This is a genomic window from Microbacterium sp. C23T (assembly GCF_053345975.1).
Genome location: NZ_JBKFBD010000031.1, coordinates 24,764 through 41,410 on the forward strand (window position 1 = coordinate 24,764; position 16,647 = coordinate 41,410).

The following is a 16,647-nucleotide window of genomic DNA, read 5'->3' on the forward strand; positions in this document are numbered from 1 at the left end:
TCACTGCGGGATCGGCACGTCCGTTGGTTCGGGGGTCGGGGCGGGCTCGCTCGGGGCGGGATCGGGGGGAGGGTCGCTCGGGGCCGGATCCGCGGGCGGGTCCGCGGGCGGATCGGTCGGGGTGGGGTCCGCCGGCGGGTCGGTCGGCGTCGGATCCGCGGGCGGGTCGCTGGGCGTCGGGTCCGCGGGCGGGTCGGACGGAGTGGGATCGGCGGGCGGATCCGTCGGCGTCGGATCGGACGGCGGATCGCTCGGCGGCGGGCCGGTGGGTGGATCGTCCGCCGTCGACCCGCCGGGAGTGGTGCTCGTCGAAGGGCTGGTCGACGCGGAGTTCGAGCCCGACCCCGAGCCCGACCCCGAACCGGACCCTGAGCCCGATCCCGAACCGGAGCCCGACGACGGCGACGCGGCCTTCGCGGCCTGGCTCGGGCTGGTGGCGGGGGTGCGTGCGTCCGACTCCGCCATCGCCTTGGTCGCGGTCGCCTTGCGGGGGTTCGCCGTCTTCGGCGCGGGCGTGGTGGTCTTCTCCTCGACCGGCGCGGCGGCGTGCTCGGTGAGGGGCGCCGCGGCCGACACCGGTGCCGCCTTCGGCAGCGCGGCGGGCGGGGCCGACGACGGCTCCTCCTCGTCCGCGGTGCTGCTGGGCGCTGGGCGCGGGTCGTCCGCGTCGGCGAGCGACCCGGCGGCCATCGTGCCGGCGAAGACGAGCCCGCCCGCCACCGCCACCGCGGCGGCGCTGATCAGCAGCGACAGTCCGCGCTTCGCCGCGTGCTCCGGTCGCGCTGCGGCACCGACTGCGCGCGGCGGAAGCAGATCGAGCCCGCGTGCGGCCTGCGACACGAGGTCGTCGAACGTCGCCGGCGTCTCCGGAACGACGGCGAGCGCGCGCTCCTCGAGGCGTGCGAGCGCCGTGCGCGCGGCGCCGAGCGAGATGGACGCCTTCGGATCGGCATCGATCGCCACGGGACGGTCGAATCTCTCGGACAGTCGCTGAGCGACCAGCGGGATGCGCGACGAGCCGCCGATGAGCACGAGCGCCGCGAGCTGACCGGGCGCGAGATCCGCCGAGTCGATCGTCCGCTCCAGGGCGTCCACCGTGCGCTCCAGCGCCGGCTCGATCATCGCCTCGAACTCGGCCCGCGTCACCCGGATGCTCGAACGTGCGCCTCCGACGAACACCGGGATCACGGCATCCGAGTCGAAGGAGAGTGCCTCCTTCGCCTCGACGCAGTCGCGTCGCAGCTGCTGCAGGGCGAGGCGGGTGTCCGCGTCGTCGAGTGACAGCGCGCTCGCCGCGAGGCCCGAGACCGTGAGCGCGTGGCGCAGCACGGCGTCGTCGAAGTCGGCGCCGCCGAGGTCGTCGATGCCTGCGGCCTCGCCGCGCACCGCGAACGACGACCCGGCACCCTGCTGGAGGACGACGGCGTCGAACGTCCCGCCGCCCAGGTCGTAGACCGCCAGCGCCTGGCCGACAGCGAGCGGGTGCGTCGCGCCGTAGTGGCGGGCCGCGGCCTCCGGCTCGGGGATGAGCTCGACGTCGCGGATGCCGAGACCGCCGAGCGATTGCGTGACCAGGGCGAGCCGGTGCGGTCCCCACGCCGTCGGATGCGTCAGCGCGATCGCCGCCGGGGGAGCGCCCTCGCGCTCGGTCACGGTCTGCACGACCGCGGCGAAGGCGCGCGCGAAGAGGTCCTCGGATCTGAGCGAGCGTCCCCCCACCGCGATCGGGACGTCGTCGCCCACGCCGCGTTTGAACTCGCGGATGAGGCGTTCGGGCTGACTCAGGCCGCGGCGCTCGCCGGCGTCGGCGAACAGGAGGTCTCCGTCGTCCGTGACGAAGGCGACGGAGGCGACGTTGTCGCCTCTTCGGCCCAACGGCACAGGTGTGACCGTCGCTTGGCCGCTGGATCCGGTTCGGGCCGTCGCGGCGGCCGTTCTGCTCGTGCCGACATCGACCGCGAGTGCGTACTCATGCGAAACCATCGCTGAAACTCCCCCAAAGAGTTCAGGACGAGTCTCCCCCCGCGACTGGTCTACCACCGCAGACAGTCGAGCGCGAGGGGATGCCCGCAAAACGAAGACACATTCACGGAGTCGCCCGGCGCGGTTCTGATACATCCGCGTGCGAATCGGTGTCCGGTTCGGCGCAACGGCGGGGCGCAGCATCCGTGTGACGACTCATTGGCACTCACGTTGCATGAGTGCCAGCCGGTTGCCTAGACTGACGTAAGCACTCTCAACGTCAGAGTGCTAACGAGTCTTAGTCTCAAGAAAGAAGAGGTAGACCGTGTCGGTTTCCATCAAGCCGCTCGAGGACCGCATCGTCATCAAGCAGGTCGAGGCTGAGCAGACCACGTCCAGCGGTCTGGTCATCCCCGACACCGCCAAGGAGAAGCCCCAGGAGGGCGAGGTCGTGGCGGTGGGCCCGGGTCGTATCGACGACAACGGCAACCGCATCCCGCTCGACGTCGCCGTCGGCGACCGCGTGATCTACAGCAAGTACGGCGGGACCGAGGTCAAGTTCGGCGGCGACGAGTTCCTCGTCCTGTCGGCTCGCGACGTCCTCGCGGTCGTCGTTCGCTGAGTTCCGCGCACTGCGCGTACCGAAAGGGTCGGATGCTTCGGCATCCGGCCCTTTCGTCGTCCGCGCTGGTCGGAATCGCGTGACGGACGACGGAAACCGGATGCCGCGGCCCTTGGCCTGCGGGCCGTGCCGCGACGGGGCGGGCGTAGGCTGACTCGGTGAGTCACGAGCAGTCTTCCCTTCCCGATCGCGACGTGGTGGACGGACTCGACGACTCGACGGCGCTCGACCTGGGCGTCACCACCGGGACCCGCAGTGCTGTGTCCGATGCGGCCGAGGCCCGGGAGCGCCGGCTCGGCGGGGTCTTCACGTTCTCCGCGTACCTGCTGTGGGGCTTCCTGCCGCTGTACTTCCTGCTCCTCGCGCCCACCGGGCCGTGGGAGATCGTGGCGTGGCGCATCCTGCTCTCACTGGTCTTCTGCGCGCTCCTGCTCACGGTGACCCGCACGTGGCCGCGACTCGCGGGGATCTTCCGGCAGCCGAGGGTGCTCGGCCTCACGGTGGTCGCGGGCCTCTTGATCTACGTCAACTGGCAGGTGTTCATCTACGGGGCCTTGAACGGTCACGTGATCGAGACCAGCCTGGGCTACTTCATCAACCCGATCGCGACGGTGCTGCTCGCCGTGCTCGTGCTGCGCGAGCGGCTGCGGCCGACGCAGTGGGTCGCCATAGGCATCGCCGCGGCGGCGGTCGCGGTGATCGTGATCGGCTACCGCGCCTTCCCGTGGATCGCACTCACGCTCGCAGCGTCCTTCGGCGTCTACGGCCTCGTGAAGAAGAAGGTCGGCCCGTCGGTCGACGCCGTGAGCGGGCTGACCCTCGAGACGCTGTGGCTCACGCCGATCGCAGTCGTCGTGCTCGTGATCGTCGGCGCGACCGAGGGGCTCACGATGGGCGCGGACGGCTGGCAGCACACGCTGCTCCTCAGCCTGACCGGTGTCATCACCGCGGTGCCGCTGCTGCTCTTCGCCGCGGGTGCGCGCCGCGTCTCGCTCACGACCATCGGGCTGCTGCAGTTCGTCGCGCCGGTCCTGCAGTTCCTCGTGGGCTGGCTCTGGCTCGGCGAGCCGATGCCGCTCGAGCGCTGGATCGGCTTCGGCCTGGTGTGGGTGGCGCTCGTCGTCCTCACGGTCGATTCGCTCATCCACGCCCGCCGCAGCCGGGTCGCGGCCTGACGCTCAGCGCACCAGGCGGGCGATGGCCTGCGTGGCCTCGGTGATCTTGGCGTCGGCCTCGGCGCCGCCCAGGCGGGCGGCATCCACCACGCAGTGGCGCAGGTGGTCGTCCAGCAGACCCACGGCGACGGCTTCGAGTGCGGAGGTCAGCGCGCTGATCTGCGTGAGGATGTCGATGCAGTACTTCTCGTCCTCGACCATCTTGTGGATGCCGCGGGCCTGCCCCTCGATGCGCTTCAGGCGATTGAGGTACTTGTCCTTGTCGGTGATGTAGCCGTGGTGGGCGTGATCGCCGGCGTGCGTGTGCTCAGCGGAGTGCTCGAGAGCGGTGTCGGTCATGTCGGACTCCTTCAACGGTGAGCGGTCGAGAGGCTGCGGCCCTTCGACGGGCTCAGGGACCGGGAACGGCCTCGGGGCCGGGAACGGCCCTGGGGCCGGGATTGGCTTTGGAAGCGACGCAGGCGCAGGCTGTTGCCCACGACGAAAACGCTCGAGAACGCCATCGCCGCTCCGGCGATCATAGGGTTCAAGAGGCCCAGCGCCGCCAACGGGATCGCGGCGACGTTGTACGCGAAGGCCCAGAACAGGTTGACCTTGATCGTGCCGAGGGTCGCGCGCGAGAGTCGGATCGCGTCGGCCGCGCTGCGCAGGTCCCCGCGGACGAGGGTGATGTCGGACGCCTCGATCGCCGCATCCGTCCCGGTTCCCATCGCGAGGCCGAGGTCGGCCTGTGCGAGGGCGGCGGCGTCGTTCACGCCGTCGCCGACCATCGCGACGACGCGGCCCTCGTTCTGGAGCTCGGTCACGACGGCGACCTTGTCCTGCGGAAGCACCTCGGCGATCACGCGCTCGATGCCGACCTCGTCGGCGATGGCCTGTGCCGCGGCGGCGTTGTCTCCCGTGAGGAGCACGGGCGCGAGGCCGAGGGCCTTGAGCTGCCGCACCGCCTCGCGGCTGGTGGGCTTGACCTGGTCGGCGACGACGAGGAGGCCGTGCACCGCGCCGTCCCAGGCGGCGAGGACCGGGGTGCGGCCCAGCGCCTCGGCGGCGGCCTTCGCGACGGCGAGGTCGTCGGGGAGGGTCAGCGCCCAGTCGGCGAGCAGGGCCTCGCGGCCGACGAGCACCGCGTGCCCCTCGACGACGCCCGAGACGCCCTTGCCGGGCACGCTCTGGAACGACTCGACCGGCGGCAGGTCTCCGGCTTCGGCGGTCGCGGCGCGGGCGATCGCCTGCGCGATCGGGTGCTCGGAGGCGTGCTCCAGAGCGCCCGCGAGACGCAGCAGCTCGGCGCGGGCCGCGGACGCCTCGTTCGTGTGCGGATCGACTGACCCGGCCACCACGACGTCGATGAGCGACATGCGTCCGCTCGTGACGGTGCCGGTCTTGTCGAGCACGACCGTGTCGACCGTTCGCGTGGACTCGAGCACCTCGGGCCCCTTGATGAGGATGCCGAGCTGCGCGCCCCGGCCGGTGCCGACGAGCAGGGCGGTGGGGGTGGCGAGCCCCAGCGCGCACGGGCACGCGATGATGAGCACCGCGACGGCCGCGGTGAAGGCCATGGAAGCCGGGGCGCCGGAGAGCAGCCAGGCCACGAGCGTGCCGAGCGAGATCAGCAGCACGATCGGGACGAACACGCCCGAGATGCGATCGGCCAGGCGCTGCACCTTGGCCTTGCCCGACTGGGCGTCTTCGACGAGCCGCGCCATCTGGGCGAGCTGCGTGTCGTCGCCGACGCGCGTCGCGCGCACGACCAGCCGGCCGCCCGCGTTGACGGTGGCACCGACGACCGCGTCGCCGGGGGAGACCTCCACGGGGATCGATTCGCCCGTCACCATCGAGGCGTCGACGGCGGAGGTGCCGGAGGTCACGACGCCGTCGGTGGCGATCTTCTCGCCGGGCCGCACGACGAACTCCTCGCCGACGCGGAGGTCGGCGACCGGCACGCGCACCTCGGCGACGCCGTCGCCGGAGGGACGCAGCACCGCGACGTCCTTCGCGCCGATCTCGAGCAGGGCGCGCAGTGCGGCACCCGCCCGGCGCTTCGACCGCTGCTCGAAGTATCGGCCCGCGAGCACGAACGTCGTGACGCCGGCGGCGACCTCGAGGTAGATGTCGCCCGCGCCGTCCTGCGGGGTGACGGACCACTCGAAGGTGTGGGTCATGCCCGGCATGCCCGCGTGGCCGAAGAACAGCGCGTACAGCGACCACAGGAACGCCGCAGAGACGCCGAGCGAGATCAGCGTGTCCATCGTGGCCGCGCCGTGGCGCAGGTTGATCCAGGCGGCACGGTGGAACGGCCACGCACCCCACACCACCACCGGCGCCGCGAGCGCCAGTGACGCCCACTGCCAGTAGGTGAACTGCAGCGCCGGGATCATCGCCAGAAGGATCACCGGCACCGACAGCACGATCGACCCGATGAGTCGCTGCCTCAGGCTCGTGAGCTCGGGGTCGGCGGGCTCTTCGGTGCCGGGCTCGGCGGCCGGCGGCGCGGGGAGTGCGGCGGTGTAGCCGGTCTTCTCCACCTCCTGGATGAGCTCCTGCGGGTCGAGTCCCGCGGGAGCGGTGACGAACGCCTTCTCGGTGGCGTAGTTGACGGATGCCTCGACCCCGTCCATCCGGTTCAGCCGCTTCTCGATCCGCGCGGCGCACGACGCGCACGTCATCCCGCCGATCTCGAGTTCGAACCGGGCGGCGGGGATCGAGGCTGGGCCCACGCGCCCGGAGGCTCCGGGCGACGCGCTAGCGGCGTCTGGAGGGGGCGTGGGGACACTCATGCGCGGACCGCGCTGTAGCCGGCCTCGTCGACGGCTGCGATGACGGCGTCGTCGGCGAGCTCGGCGGCGGAGACGATCCGGAGCGTGCCGGCGGCCGCGCTCACCTGGACGTCCTGGACGCCATCGAGCTTCGACACCTCGCCGCGCACGGACGCCTCGCAGTGCCCGCAGCTCATTCCCGTCACCGTGTACTCGGCCTCAGCCATGACTTCTCCTCTATGGATCGTGGGGGATACCCCTGAGGGGTACCCGATCGCTCCAGTGTATACCCGCAAGGGGTATGGGCGGCCGGCGCCGGACCGGGATTCCGCCCCGGCGCAGTGCGCGAACAGGGTGACGAGTTATCCACAGCAGGGCAACCCGGCGAGCGTCCAGAATTACGGTCCGATCACGGTTTTCAAGCTGTTACAGATCGTTAACGAAAGGCAACATTGCCGACGCTTGACGGCGATTAGGTTTAGTGCACTGGGTCGGCGCCCGAGCCGTTCCCGTTGTAATCGCACAGCAAGGAGCAACATGAGCGTCTTCACCCGCTCGCGCACGACCACCGTCCTCGGTGGCATCGCGCTCATCGGCGCCAGCGCCCTCGTCCTCGCCGGTTGTTCCGGCGGCGGCGGTGGGAGCAGCGAAACCACTCCGCCCACGGAGGAGCGCGACCTCACCATGAAGATCGGCACGATCCTGCCCCAGACGGGCACGCTCGCGTTCCTCGGACCGCCCGAGGAGGCCGGCGTCGGCCTGGCTGCCGCCGACATCAACGACGCCGCCAAGGGCATCACGATCCCCGACATCGTCTGGGGCGACTCCGGCGACACCGACAACAAGGCGTACGCCACCACCATCCAGAAGCTGATCTCCGAGAAGGTCTCGGCCGCCATCGGCGCCGCGTCCTCGGGCGTGACGAAGCTCTTCCTCGACGACGCCGTCGCGGCCGGCATCATCACGTTCTCCCCGGCGAACACCTCGCTGGACTTCACCACGTGGGACGACAACAACCTCTACTGGCGCACGGCCCCGGCCGACACGCTCCAGGGTGAAGTGCTCGGCAACCTCGTCGCCGAGGACGGCCACGAGAACGTCGCGGTCCTGTACCAGAACGACTCGTACGGCACCGGCCTCAACAAGGTGTTCCAGGACACCTTCACGAGCTCGGGCGGCGAGATCGTCGCCGAGCAGTCCTACAACACCGGTGACACGAACTTCGACGCGCAGATCTCCGCGATCCTTGCCTCGAACCCCGACGCCATCGCGCTGATCACGTTCGACGAGATCTACACGATCGGCCCGGCGCTCCTCGCCGCAGGCTACCCCGCCGAGAACCTGTACCTCGTCGACGGCAACCTGAAGAACTTCGGTTCGGACGAGAAGTGGCCGGCCGGCGTGAGCATGGAGGGTGCGAAGGGCACGACCCCCGCGGGTCCGGCTCCCGACACCGAGTTCCAGGGACGCCTCAACGAGTGGTGGACCGGCGAGGGCAACCCCGAGCTGACCGACTTCTCGTACGCCAACGAGGCCTACGACGCCGTCGTGCTGCTCGCGCTCGCGTCGCTGGCCGCGAACTCCACCGACCCGGCCGACATCGCCGGCAAGCTGCAGGAGGTCTCGGGCGGCTCGGGTGACGGCGAGAAGTGCGACAACTTCGCCGACTGCGCCGACATCATCCTCGGCGGCGGCGTCGCGGACTACGACGGCTTCTCGGGCCCGATCACGTTCGACGAGAACGGCGACCCGACCGAGGCCACCATCGGTGTCTTCCAGTACGGTGCCGACAACCTCTACACCCGCATCGACCTGTAAAACAGGCTGACGCAGCGCAGGGCCCCGGAGCGATCCGGGGCCCTGTCGCGTTCCCGGCGTGTGCCCTGCGCCCTCGCCGAGGCCAGGGGGCGCTCCGGGCATGGGCGGCCGCGACACCTCCTTCATCCGTGAGACGACAGTCGGCGGACGAGACCGTGGGGATTCCCCGAGGTCTCGGCCCGCCACTGGGGTCTCAGCGCGGAGGGCGGGTCGACGGCGGGCTCGGCCCCGCGCGGACAGAGAAGAAGGAGGGGACCGGATGCTGCAGCATCCGGTCCCCTCCTTCTTATGAGTTGTAGCGGGTCAGGCCCCGTCGGCGCCGAGGCTGCCGAGGTAGAGGCCGATGACCTTGGGGTCGCTGAGCAGCTCGCGCCCGGTGCCCTCGTAGGCGTCGCGGCCCTGGTCGAGGACGTAGCCGCGGTCGCAGATCTGCAGGCAGCGGCGGGCGTTCTGCTCGACCATGATCGTGGTCACGCCGGCCTTGTTGATGTCGGAGACGCGGATGAAGGCGTCGTCCTGGCGGACGGGCGACAGGCCGGCTGAGGGCTCGTCGAGGAGCAGCACGGACGGGTTCATCATGAGCGCGCGCGACATCGCCACCATCTGGCGCTCACCGCCCGAGAGCGAGCCCGCGCGCTGCTTGAGGCGCTTGCCGAGCTCGGCGAAGATCCCTGTGACGAAGTCGAGCCGCTCGGCGTACGCCTTGGGGCGCTGGTAGAGCCCCATCTGCAGGTTCTCCTCGATGGTGAGCGAGGGGAAGACGTTGTTCGTCTGCGGCACGAAGCCGACGCCGCGCTGCACGAGCTTGTCGGACTTGAGGCCGACGACGCTGGTGCCGTCGACCGTGATCTCGCCGCCGCGCACCTTGACCATGCCGAAGATCGACTTCAGCAGCGTCGACTTTCCGGCGCCGTTCGGGCCGATGATGCCGATCAGCTCGCCCTTGCGGGCGACGAGGTTGGCCCCGTTGATGATGTTGATGCCCGGCAGGTAGCCGGCGGTGAGGTCCTTGACCTCGACGACGATGCGGTCGCTCTTGATCTCGGTGGCGGTGCCGCCGGCGGGTGCGGTGCCGGCCCCATTGCCGGAGCCGGCCCCATTGCCCGAGCCGGACTCGGTCCCTGAGCCGGACCCGGTCCCTGAGCTTGTCGAAGGGTCGGTCACTTGTTCTCCTCCTCGGCCTCGGCGATCGAGGCCTCCTCGGCCTCCTTGATCTCCTCGAGCAGCTCCTCCGCCGACGCGTCGAGTTCGCCGGCCACGCGCCCGGTCACGACACCGAGGTCGACGTCCTGGTGGCTTCCGAGGTAGGCGTCGATCACCGCTGCGTCCTGCATGACGGTGTCGGGCGGGCCTTCGGCCACGACCTTGCCCTCGGCCATGACGACGACCCAGTCGGCGATGTGGCGCACCATGTGCATGTCGTGCTCGACGAAGAGCACGGTCATGCCGAGGTCCTTGAGGTCGAGGATGTGGTCGAGCAGCGACTCGGTGAGTGCCGGGTTGACGCCGGCCATGGGCTCGTCGAGCATCACCAGCGTCGGGTCGCTCATGAGGGCGCGCGCCATCTCGAGGAGCTTGCGCTGGCCACCCGAGAGCGATGCCGCATAGTCATCGGACTTGGCGTCGAGCTTGAACCGCGTGAGCAGCTCCATCGCCTTGTCTTCGATGTCGTTGTCCTGTTTGCGCCAGATCGCCGGGACGATGCTGGCGAACAGGCTCTCGCCTCGCTGGCCGGTGGCGCCGAGCTTCATGTTCTCGAGCACCGTGAGCAGCGACAGGGCCTTGGTGAGCTGGAACGTGCGGACCTGACCCATGCGGGCGACCTTGAACGACGGGATGCCCGACAGGTTCTGCCCGTCGAAGCTCCACGTTCCCGAGTTCGGCTTGTCGAAGCCGCACAGCAGGTTGAAGAGCGTCGTCTTGCCGGCGCCGTTCGGGCCGATGAGAGCCGTGATCGCGTTCCGCGGGATCTCGAGGTGCTCGACGTCGACGGCGGTCAGGCCGCCGAAGCGGCGGGTGACGTCGTCGATGACGAGGATCGGATCGTTCTTCGCGACGCCGGGGACGGCATCGCCCTTCGCGAGACCCGTGGTCTTCGGGCGACGGATGCTGCCGGTCGCGGTCGTGACCGGGACCACCGGCTCGTCGGCCGGCGGGTTGCTGGGCGGGTTACTTGACAAAGGTCAGCTCCCTCTTGTTTCCGAAGATGCCCTGCGGGCGGAAGATCACGATCAGCATGAGCGCGACGCCGACGAGGATGAACCGCAGCGTCGCCGCCTGCTGTGCGGTCAGCAGCGAGATGATCGGGATGTCGGACTGGGCGAGCACCGGGAGCACGTTGTCGAGGAAGCCCATGATCACCCAGAAGATGACCGACCCCACGACGGGGCCGAACACGGTGGCCGCGCCGCCGAGCAGCAGGATCGTCCAGATGAAGAACGTGAGGCTCGTCGTGTACGTCGCCGGGACCACCGCCGACGGGAGGGCGAACACCACACCGCCGAGGGCGCCGAAGACGCCACCGATCATGAGCGCCTGCATCTTGTACGAGAAGACGTTCTTTCCGAGCGAGCGGACGGCGTCCTCGTCCTCGCGGATGCCCTTCAGTACGCGACCCCACGGGCTGCGCATGATGGCCCACACGAGGTAGACGGCGATCGCAAGCAGGATGATGCCGAAGACGCGCACCCACAGCTGGTCGGCGGTCCACTGCCATGGCCCGAAGCCGTAGATGATCGGCTCGCCGTCGGCGCCGGTCTTCGGGAACGGATTCGCCCCGCGGAAACCGGCATGGTAGCCGCCGAGACCGTCGGCGGAGTTCGTCCACTCGTCGAACAGCTGGGTCGTGAGCAGCAGACGCACGATCTCAGCGGCGGCGATCGTCACGATGGCGAGGTAGTCGGCTCGCAGACGCAGCGTCGGGATACCGAGGATGAGCGCGAAGATCACGGCGGCGACGCAGCCCACCAGGATGCCCGCCCACCAGGGCCAGCCGAAGCTCAGGATCGAGATCGCGTACCCGTAGGCGCCGAGGGCCATGAAGCCGGCCATACCGAAGTTCAGCAGGCCGCCGAATCCGAACTGGACGGCCAGGCCGGTCGCCGCGAGAGCGTACGCGATGGTCTCCGGGCTGAAGACCCAGTAGGCGGTGTTGTTGAAGATCTGTCCCCAGTCCATGACTAACCGAGCCTCTCTTTCCGGCCCAAGATGCCCTGGGGTCTCACCAGCAGGATGATGATCAGCACGGCGAGTGCGCCGACGTACTTCATGTCCGGCGGAATCCACAGCGTCGAGATCTCGACGAGGATGCCGACGATGAGGGCGCCGATGAGAGCGCCGAAGGCCGTTCCGAGCCCGCCGAGGGTCACCGCCGCGAAGATCAGCAGCAGGACCTGCACGCCCATGTCCCATTTCACGCCGGGGCGGAAGTACGCCCACAGCACGCCGGCGATCGCGGCGAGCGAGGCCGCCAGGATCCACACGATGCGGATCACGCGGTCGACGTTGATGCCGGAGGCGGCGGCGAGGCCCGGGTTGTCGCTGATCGCGCGGGTCGCCTTGCCGATGCGGGTGCGCAGCAGCCAGTACGCCACCGCGATGAGCAGGACGATGCTGATCGCCATCGAGGTGACGTCGATCCACGACAGCTTGATCGGGCCGATGACGATGTCGCGCGGGGCGCCGGCTCCCGGCAGCTGGTACGTGCCGCCGCCGATGAAGAACTGGAAGACGTAGCGGCCCGCGAGCGAGAGCCCGATGCTCACGATCATGAGTTGCACGAGACCGAGACCGCGCCGCCGCAGCGGGCGCCAGAGGCCGGCGTCGAGCGCCCAGCCGAGCACGGCGCCCAGCACGATCACGATCGGGATCGTGATGTACATCGGCACCTTGAGCCACACACCGAAGATCAGCGCCATGACGGCGCCGTACGTCAGCATCTCGCCGTGGGCGAAGTTGCTGAGGCCCGTGGTTCCGAAGATGAGCGAGACGCCGACGGCCGCGAGCGCGAGCAGCAGGCCGAAGTTGATGCCGTTCATGAGTCGCTCGATGAGCTGGTCCCAGAACGATGTGGTGACGCGTTCGCCCTCGCCGAGGAAGAGGTTGACGATCTTCGAGCCGGTGAGGCCGAAGCTCACATCGAACGACGCCGTCGTCCCCTGTTTGGGCTGGATGCCCTCCGGCAGCTGCGCCGGGTCGACGATCACGCCGTCGGGGAGAGTGTCCTCGTCGACGGTGAGGACGTACTCCTCTTTCTCCGGCACGTACAGACGCCACTTGCCCTCGGCATCCGTGACGGTCTCGGCCTTGAAGCCGTTGCCTTCGATCGACATCGTCACGCCCTCGACGGGCTCGTCGTTGTACTTGATCACGCCGCCGAAGTAGAAGTCGGTCTGCTCCTGGTCGCCGCCGGGGGTGTCGGGGGCGTCCGCGTGCGCACCGGTGGGTGCGGACAGGAACACCATTCCCGCGGCCAAGAGCAGGCCGAAGATCACGAGGATCCAGCGGCGGCTGTTGATCGTGGTCACAGTCGTAGGACCCACAGAACCTCCAGTTCGGCACACCACGCGGACACCGAAGCTCGGGTCGCATCGGCCGTGATGACGACGCTACGACTGTAATGTGTCGTCACTGTTTCGCCCAAGGTCCCTTGTGGATAAGTGATCCGATCGCAACCGGACAGCGCTCACCGGCTCGCGCGCGCTCGCGCGTGCCGTTATCCCGGGAACAAACGGCGCCCGTGCGCGCTTAGAATCGAGTACGGAGCGTCACGAGCGCACCGGCCGCCGCCGTCCACCCCCAGAGCACGCGCGCGCCCGCGCGAGGAGACCCCCCATGGAGCACAACGACCCCTTCGGCTTCGTCGGACTGACCTACGACGATGTGCTGCTGCTGCCCGGCCACACCGACGTGATCCCCAGCGAAGCCGACACCTCGTCCCGGGTGACGCGACGCATCACCGTCGCGACGCCGCTCATCTCGAGCGCGATGGACACGGTGACGGAGTCGCGCATGGCGATCGCGATCGCCCGCGAAGGCGGTCTCGGGATCATCCACCGCAACCTCGCGATCGAGGACCAGGCGTCGATGGTCGACCGCGTCAAGCGGAGCGAGTCGGGCATGATCACCGACCCCATCACGACCACCCCCGACACCACGATCGAAGAGGTCGACTCGCTCTGCGCGCAGTACCGCATCTCTGGACTTCCGGTCGTCGACGATGAGAACCACCTCGTGGGCATCGTCACGAACCGCGACATGCGCTTCGTGTCGGGCTTCGAGCGTCAGACCACCAAGGTGCGCGACGTCATGACCACCGACGGCCTGGTGACCGGCCGCGTGGGCATCAGCGCCGGCGAGGTCATCGCGCTCTTCGCGCAGCACCGCGTCGAGAAGCTCCCGCTCATCGACGAGCACGGCAAGCTCGCGGGCCTCATCACCATCAAGGACTTCGACAAGAGCGAGAAGTACCCCCTCGCCACCAAGGACGAGCAGGGCCGCCTCCGCGTCGGTGCCGCCATCGGCTTCTTCGGCGACGCCTGGCAGCGCGCCGAGGCCCTGCGCGACGCCGGCGTCGACGTCATCGTGGTCGACACCGCCAACGGCCAGTCGCAGGGTGTCATCGACATCGTCCGCCGGATCAAGGCCGACGCGAGCTTCGACCACATCGACGTCATCGGCGGCAACGTCGCGACCCGCGAGGGCGCACAGGCGCTCATCGACGCGGGCGTCGACGCCGTCAAGGTCGGCGTCGGGCCCGGCTCGATCTGCACCACCCGCGTCGTCGCCGGCGTCGGCGTGCCGCAGGTGACCGCGGTGTATGAGGCCTACCTGGCCGCGCGCGAAGCCGGCATCCCGGTGATCGCCGACGGCGGCCTGCAGTACTCGGGCGACATCGCCAAGGCGCTCGTCGCCGGTGCCGACACCGTCATGCTCGGCTCGCTCCTCGCCGGCACCGACGAGTCGCCGGGTGAGATCGTCTTCCAGGGCGGCAAGCAGTTCAAGCAGTACCGCGGCATGGGCTCGCTGGGTGCGATGCAGACCCGCGGCAAGAAGACGTCGTACTCGAAGGACCGCTACTTCCAGGCAGACGTCCCCACCGACGACAAGCTCATCCCCGAGGGCATCGAGGGCCAGGTCGCCTACCGCGGTCCGGTCTCGGCCGTCGCCTACCAGCTCGTCGGCGGTCTGCGCCAGTCGATGTTCTACGTCGGCGCCCGCACGATCGACGAGCTCAAGGCCAAGGGCAAGTTCGTCCGCATCACCGCGGCCGGCCTCAAGGAGTCGCACCCGCACGACGTCCAGATCGTCGTCGAGGCCCCCAACTACAAGAAGTAGCCCGCTTCACAAACGGATGCCTCGGCCCCGCGCGCTGCGCAGGGTCGAGGCATCCGTCGTTCCCGGTGAGCGTGGTCAGGGGAGGCGGAAGGGCTCCGCGGCCCGGGCGGCGTCGTCGGTCGCGAGGTCGGCGAGCACGGAGCCCACGGCCGGCGTGAACTTGAAGCCGTGGCCGGAGAAGCCGGCGCCGACCACGATGCGGCCGCGCCTGTCGAGGAGGAAATCCTGCGAGTCGGTGGACGTGTAGGTGCAGCTGATGGGCTCGGCCGAGCCGGCGTCGAGCCCCGGGAACCACTCGGCCACATAGTCGCGCAGCTGCGCGGCCTGCGCGGCGACCGGGCGGAAGGTGCGGGCGTCGGGATCGACCACAGGGCCGACGAGGTGGAAGCCCACCTTCACGCCCTCGCCCGGCGTCGGCATGCCGTAGACGTTCGCAGGGTACCGCTCGGGCGGCAGGAGATGGTTGAACGAGGGCCACAGCGCATCCGGCGTGATGGGGGCGAAGTGCGCGGGGCTCTCCTCGGTCACGGTCAGCCGGGGGAGCGGGAAGGACGCCGGAAGGATGCCGGGAGTCCAGGCTCCTGAGGTCACCACCACGGTCTCGGCCACGAGGTCGTGGCGCTCGCCGCCGACGTCGACCGTCAGCGCGACGCCGTCGGCGCGCTCGTCGAGCGAGACCACGCGGTGCCCGAAGCGGACGTCGGCTCCGTGGCTTCGCGCGTCCTGCTCGAGCGCTTGGAGGGCCGGGGACGCGCGCACCACCCCGGCGTCGGGCGTGAACAGCACGTCCCCGGTGAACCGCATTCCGCTCCAGCGCCGGGCCGCCTCGTGCGCGGCGAGCACCTCGGCGCGCTCGTCGCGGGCGATGAGCGCGCCGTGCACTTCCGCGACGACGGCGTCGTCGCCGTGGGTCACGAGCCCGTGCAGGCGCAGCAGCGGTTCGCCGGTCGCGCGCGAGAGCTGGTCCCACTCGGCGCGCGCCAGCGTGAGCAGATCGAGGTAGTGGGCGGCGCCGTAGGCGTTGTTGAAGTTGCGGGTGGCGCCGTGCGAGGCGCCGCGGGTGTGTCCCCGTTCGAACCGCTCGAGCGCGACCACGCGATGTCCGCGGCGCGCGAGCTGCCACGTCGTCGCCAGCCCCATGGCACCCGCGCCGACGACGACGTACGGAACATGCTCGGTCACGCGGGCCTCCCAGGTCTCGGATGCCGAGGGGCGCAGCATCCGTCTCCTCCTCCATCCAACCCCAGCACGTGCGGCCGCGAAGCTGCGGTGACCCCGTGTGACGGCAGGCGCTCTGCACCGTGCGTCGCAAGTGTCGCTACCCTGGCGCCATGATCAGGCAGCGGCGGCATCCGGCGGCGACGCAGCGAACGACGCGTCTCGAGGCGTTCACCGACGGGGTCTTCGCCATCGCGGCGACGCTTCTTGTGCTCGACCTCACCCAGCACTCGCTCGGCAAGGTCGAGTCGGACGCAGAGATGTGGGCCGCGCTCGCGGGCATGTACGAGCTGTTCCTGAACTTCGGCCTGAGCTTCGTGCTGCTGTGCCTCATGTGGATGGTGCACGTGCAGCAGTTCGAGCACGTCGCGCGCGTGGATGCGACGACGGTGTGGCTGAACAACGCGCGCCTGCTGTTCATCGTGCTGGTGCCGTTCGCGACCAACCTCACGACCGAGTACTCCGAGTGGCTCGCGGGCCGGCTCGCGATGCCCGTGACGTTCTTCCTCGCGATCCTGTTCAGCTGGCTGCAGTGGGGCTGGGCGGTGCGCCGGCGCGATGTGCTGCTCCCCGACATGACGAAGGACGACGCCATCGCATACGGGCGCAGCTCGCTGAGCGCTCTCATCATCTCGGCGCTCGTCGTGGTGCTCGCGCCGTGGATCGGGTCGATCGCATTCCTGCTGTTCGCTCTCGACGGGCCGTTCACGCGACTCCTGCGCGGAAGGAACGGCTGACGCGCAGCACCCCGGGACGGATG

At 69.7% G+C, this 16,647-nt stretch carries 14 protein-coding genes; 5 read left to right on the top strand and 9 right to left on the bottom strand.

Features of this window, described 5'->3' with window-relative positions; translation table 11 throughout:
• A complete protein-coding gene (locus ACLBXX_RS16520; protein ID WP_447658935.1) occupies positions 1 to 1,875 on the bottom strand; it encodes an Hsp70 family protein in 1,875 nt (624 codons plus the stop codon).
• 412 nt (positions 1,876 to 2,287) lie between these two features.
• Between ACLBXX_RS16520 and groES the strand changes: the two genes are divergently transcribed.
• Together groES and rarD are read left to right on the top strand one after the other, a co-directional pair.
• The gene (gene groES, locus ACLBXX_RS16525; RefSeq protein WP_045275440.1) at positions 2,288 to 2,584 is read left to right on the top strand and encodes a co-chaperone GroES; all 297 of its coding nucleotides are present in this window, start codon (positions 2,288 to 2,290) and stop codon (positions 2,582 to 2,584) included.
• A gap of 260 nt (positions 2,585 to 2,844) precedes the next feature.
• Positions 2,845 to 3,759: an EamA family transporter RarD gene (gene rarD / locus ACLBXX_RS16530; RefSeq protein WP_447658956.1), complete on the top strand. Its 915-nt coding sequence runs from the start codon at positions 2,845 to 2,847 to the stop codon at positions 3,757 to 3,759.
• A 3-nt stretch (positions 3,760 to 3,762) separates the two neighbouring features.
• On the opposite strand, the gene ACLBXX_RS16535 is transcribed toward rarD, so the two are convergent.
• The 3 genes from ACLBXX_RS16535 to ACLBXX_RS16545 form a co-directional block, all read right to left on the bottom strand.
• Positions 3,763 to 4,098 carry a metal-sensitive transcriptional regulator gene (locus ACLBXX_RS16535; RefSeq protein ID WP_447658936.1) on the bottom strand — a complete coding sequence of 112 codons (336 nt, stop codon included), beginning with the start codon at positions 4,096 to 4,098 and terminating at the stop codon, positions 3,763 to 3,765.
• Between the two features lie 11 nt (positions 4,099 to 4,109).
• Positions 4,110 to 6,425 carry a heavy metal translocating P-type ATPase gene (locus tag ACLBXX_RS16540; RefSeq protein ID WP_447658957.1) on the bottom strand — a complete coding sequence of 772 codons (2,316 nt, stop codon included), beginning with the start codon at positions 6,423 to 6,425 and terminating at the stop codon, positions 4,110 to 4,112.
• 107 nt (positions 6,426 to 6,532) lie between these two features.
• Positions 6,533 to 6,742, bottom strand: coding sequence for a heavy-metal-associated domain-containing protein (locus tag ACLBXX_RS16545; RefSeq protein ID WP_310288591.1), 210 nt, complete (start codon positions 6,740 to 6,742; stop codon positions 6,533 to 6,535).
• A gap of 310 nt (positions 6,743 to 7,052) precedes the next feature.
• Between ACLBXX_RS16545 and ACLBXX_RS16550 the strand changes: the two genes are divergently transcribed.
• The gene (locus ACLBXX_RS16550) at positions 7,053 to 8,333 is read left to right on the top strand and encodes an ABC transporter substrate-binding protein (RefSeq protein ID WP_447658937.1); all 1,281 of its coding nucleotides are present in this window, start codon (positions 7,053 to 7,055) and stop codon (positions 8,331 to 8,333) included.
• A 303-nt stretch (positions 8,334 to 8,636) separates the two neighbouring features.
• Here the strand turns inward: ACLBXX_RS16550 and ACLBXX_RS16555 are convergent, their stop codons facing one another.
• The 4 genes from ACLBXX_RS16555 to ACLBXX_RS16570 all read right to left on the bottom strand — a co-directional run bounded on the left by ACLBXX_RS16555 (position 8,637) and on the right by ACLBXX_RS16570 (position 12,796).
• Entirely contained in the window at positions 8,637 to 9,374 is a 738-nt protein-coding gene (locus ACLBXX_RS16555; protein WP_387145266.1) for an ABC transporter ATP-binding protein, read from the bottom strand.
• A gap of 119 nt (positions 9,375 to 9,493) precedes the next feature.
• A complete protein-coding gene (locus ACLBXX_RS16560; RefSeq protein WP_447658958.1) occupies positions 9,494 to 10,471 on the bottom strand; it encodes an ABC transporter ATP-binding protein in 978 nt (325 codons plus the stop codon).
• Between the two features lie 31 nt (positions 10,472 to 10,502).
• Positions 10,503 to 11,510, bottom strand: a complete 1,008-nt coding sequence (locus ACLBXX_RS16565) for a branched-chain amino acid ABC transporter permease (RefSeq protein ID WP_447658938.1) — start codon at positions 11,508 to 11,510, stop codon at positions 10,503 to 10,505.
• A 2-nt stretch (positions 11,511 to 11,512) separates the two neighbouring features.
• Positions 11,513 to 12,796, bottom strand: coding sequence for an ABC transporter permease subunit (locus ACLBXX_RS16570; RefSeq protein WP_447658959.1), 1,284 nt, complete (start codon positions 12,794 to 12,796; stop codon positions 11,513 to 11,515).
• Between the two features lie 370 nt (positions 12,797 to 13,166).
• Between ACLBXX_RS16570 and guaB the strand changes: the two genes are divergently transcribed.
• Positions 13,167 to 14,669 carry an IMP dehydrogenase gene (gene guaB / locus ACLBXX_RS16575; protein ID WP_310288600.1) on the top strand — a complete coding sequence of 501 codons (1,503 nt, stop codon included), beginning with the start codon at positions 13,167 to 13,169 and terminating at the stop codon, positions 14,667 to 14,669.
• A 75-nt stretch (positions 14,670 to 14,744) separates the two neighbouring features.
• On the opposite strand, the gene ACLBXX_RS16580 is transcribed toward guaB, so the two are convergent.
• Positions 14,745 to 15,890 carry an FAD-dependent oxidoreductase gene (locus ACLBXX_RS16580; RefSeq protein WP_447658939.1) on the bottom strand — a complete coding sequence of 382 codons (1,146 nt, stop codon included), beginning with the start codon at positions 15,888 to 15,890 and terminating at the stop codon, positions 14,745 to 14,747.
• Positions 15,891 to 16,000: 110 nt separating this feature from the next.
• On the opposite strand from ACLBXX_RS16580, the gene ACLBXX_RS16585 reads away from it, so the two are divergent.
• A complete protein-coding gene (locus ACLBXX_RS16585; protein ID WP_447658940.1) occupies positions 16,001 to 16,624 on the top strand; it encodes a TMEM175 family protein in 624 nt (207 codons plus the stop codon).
• The last annotated feature ends 23 nt before the right edge of the window (positions 16,625 to 16,647 follow it).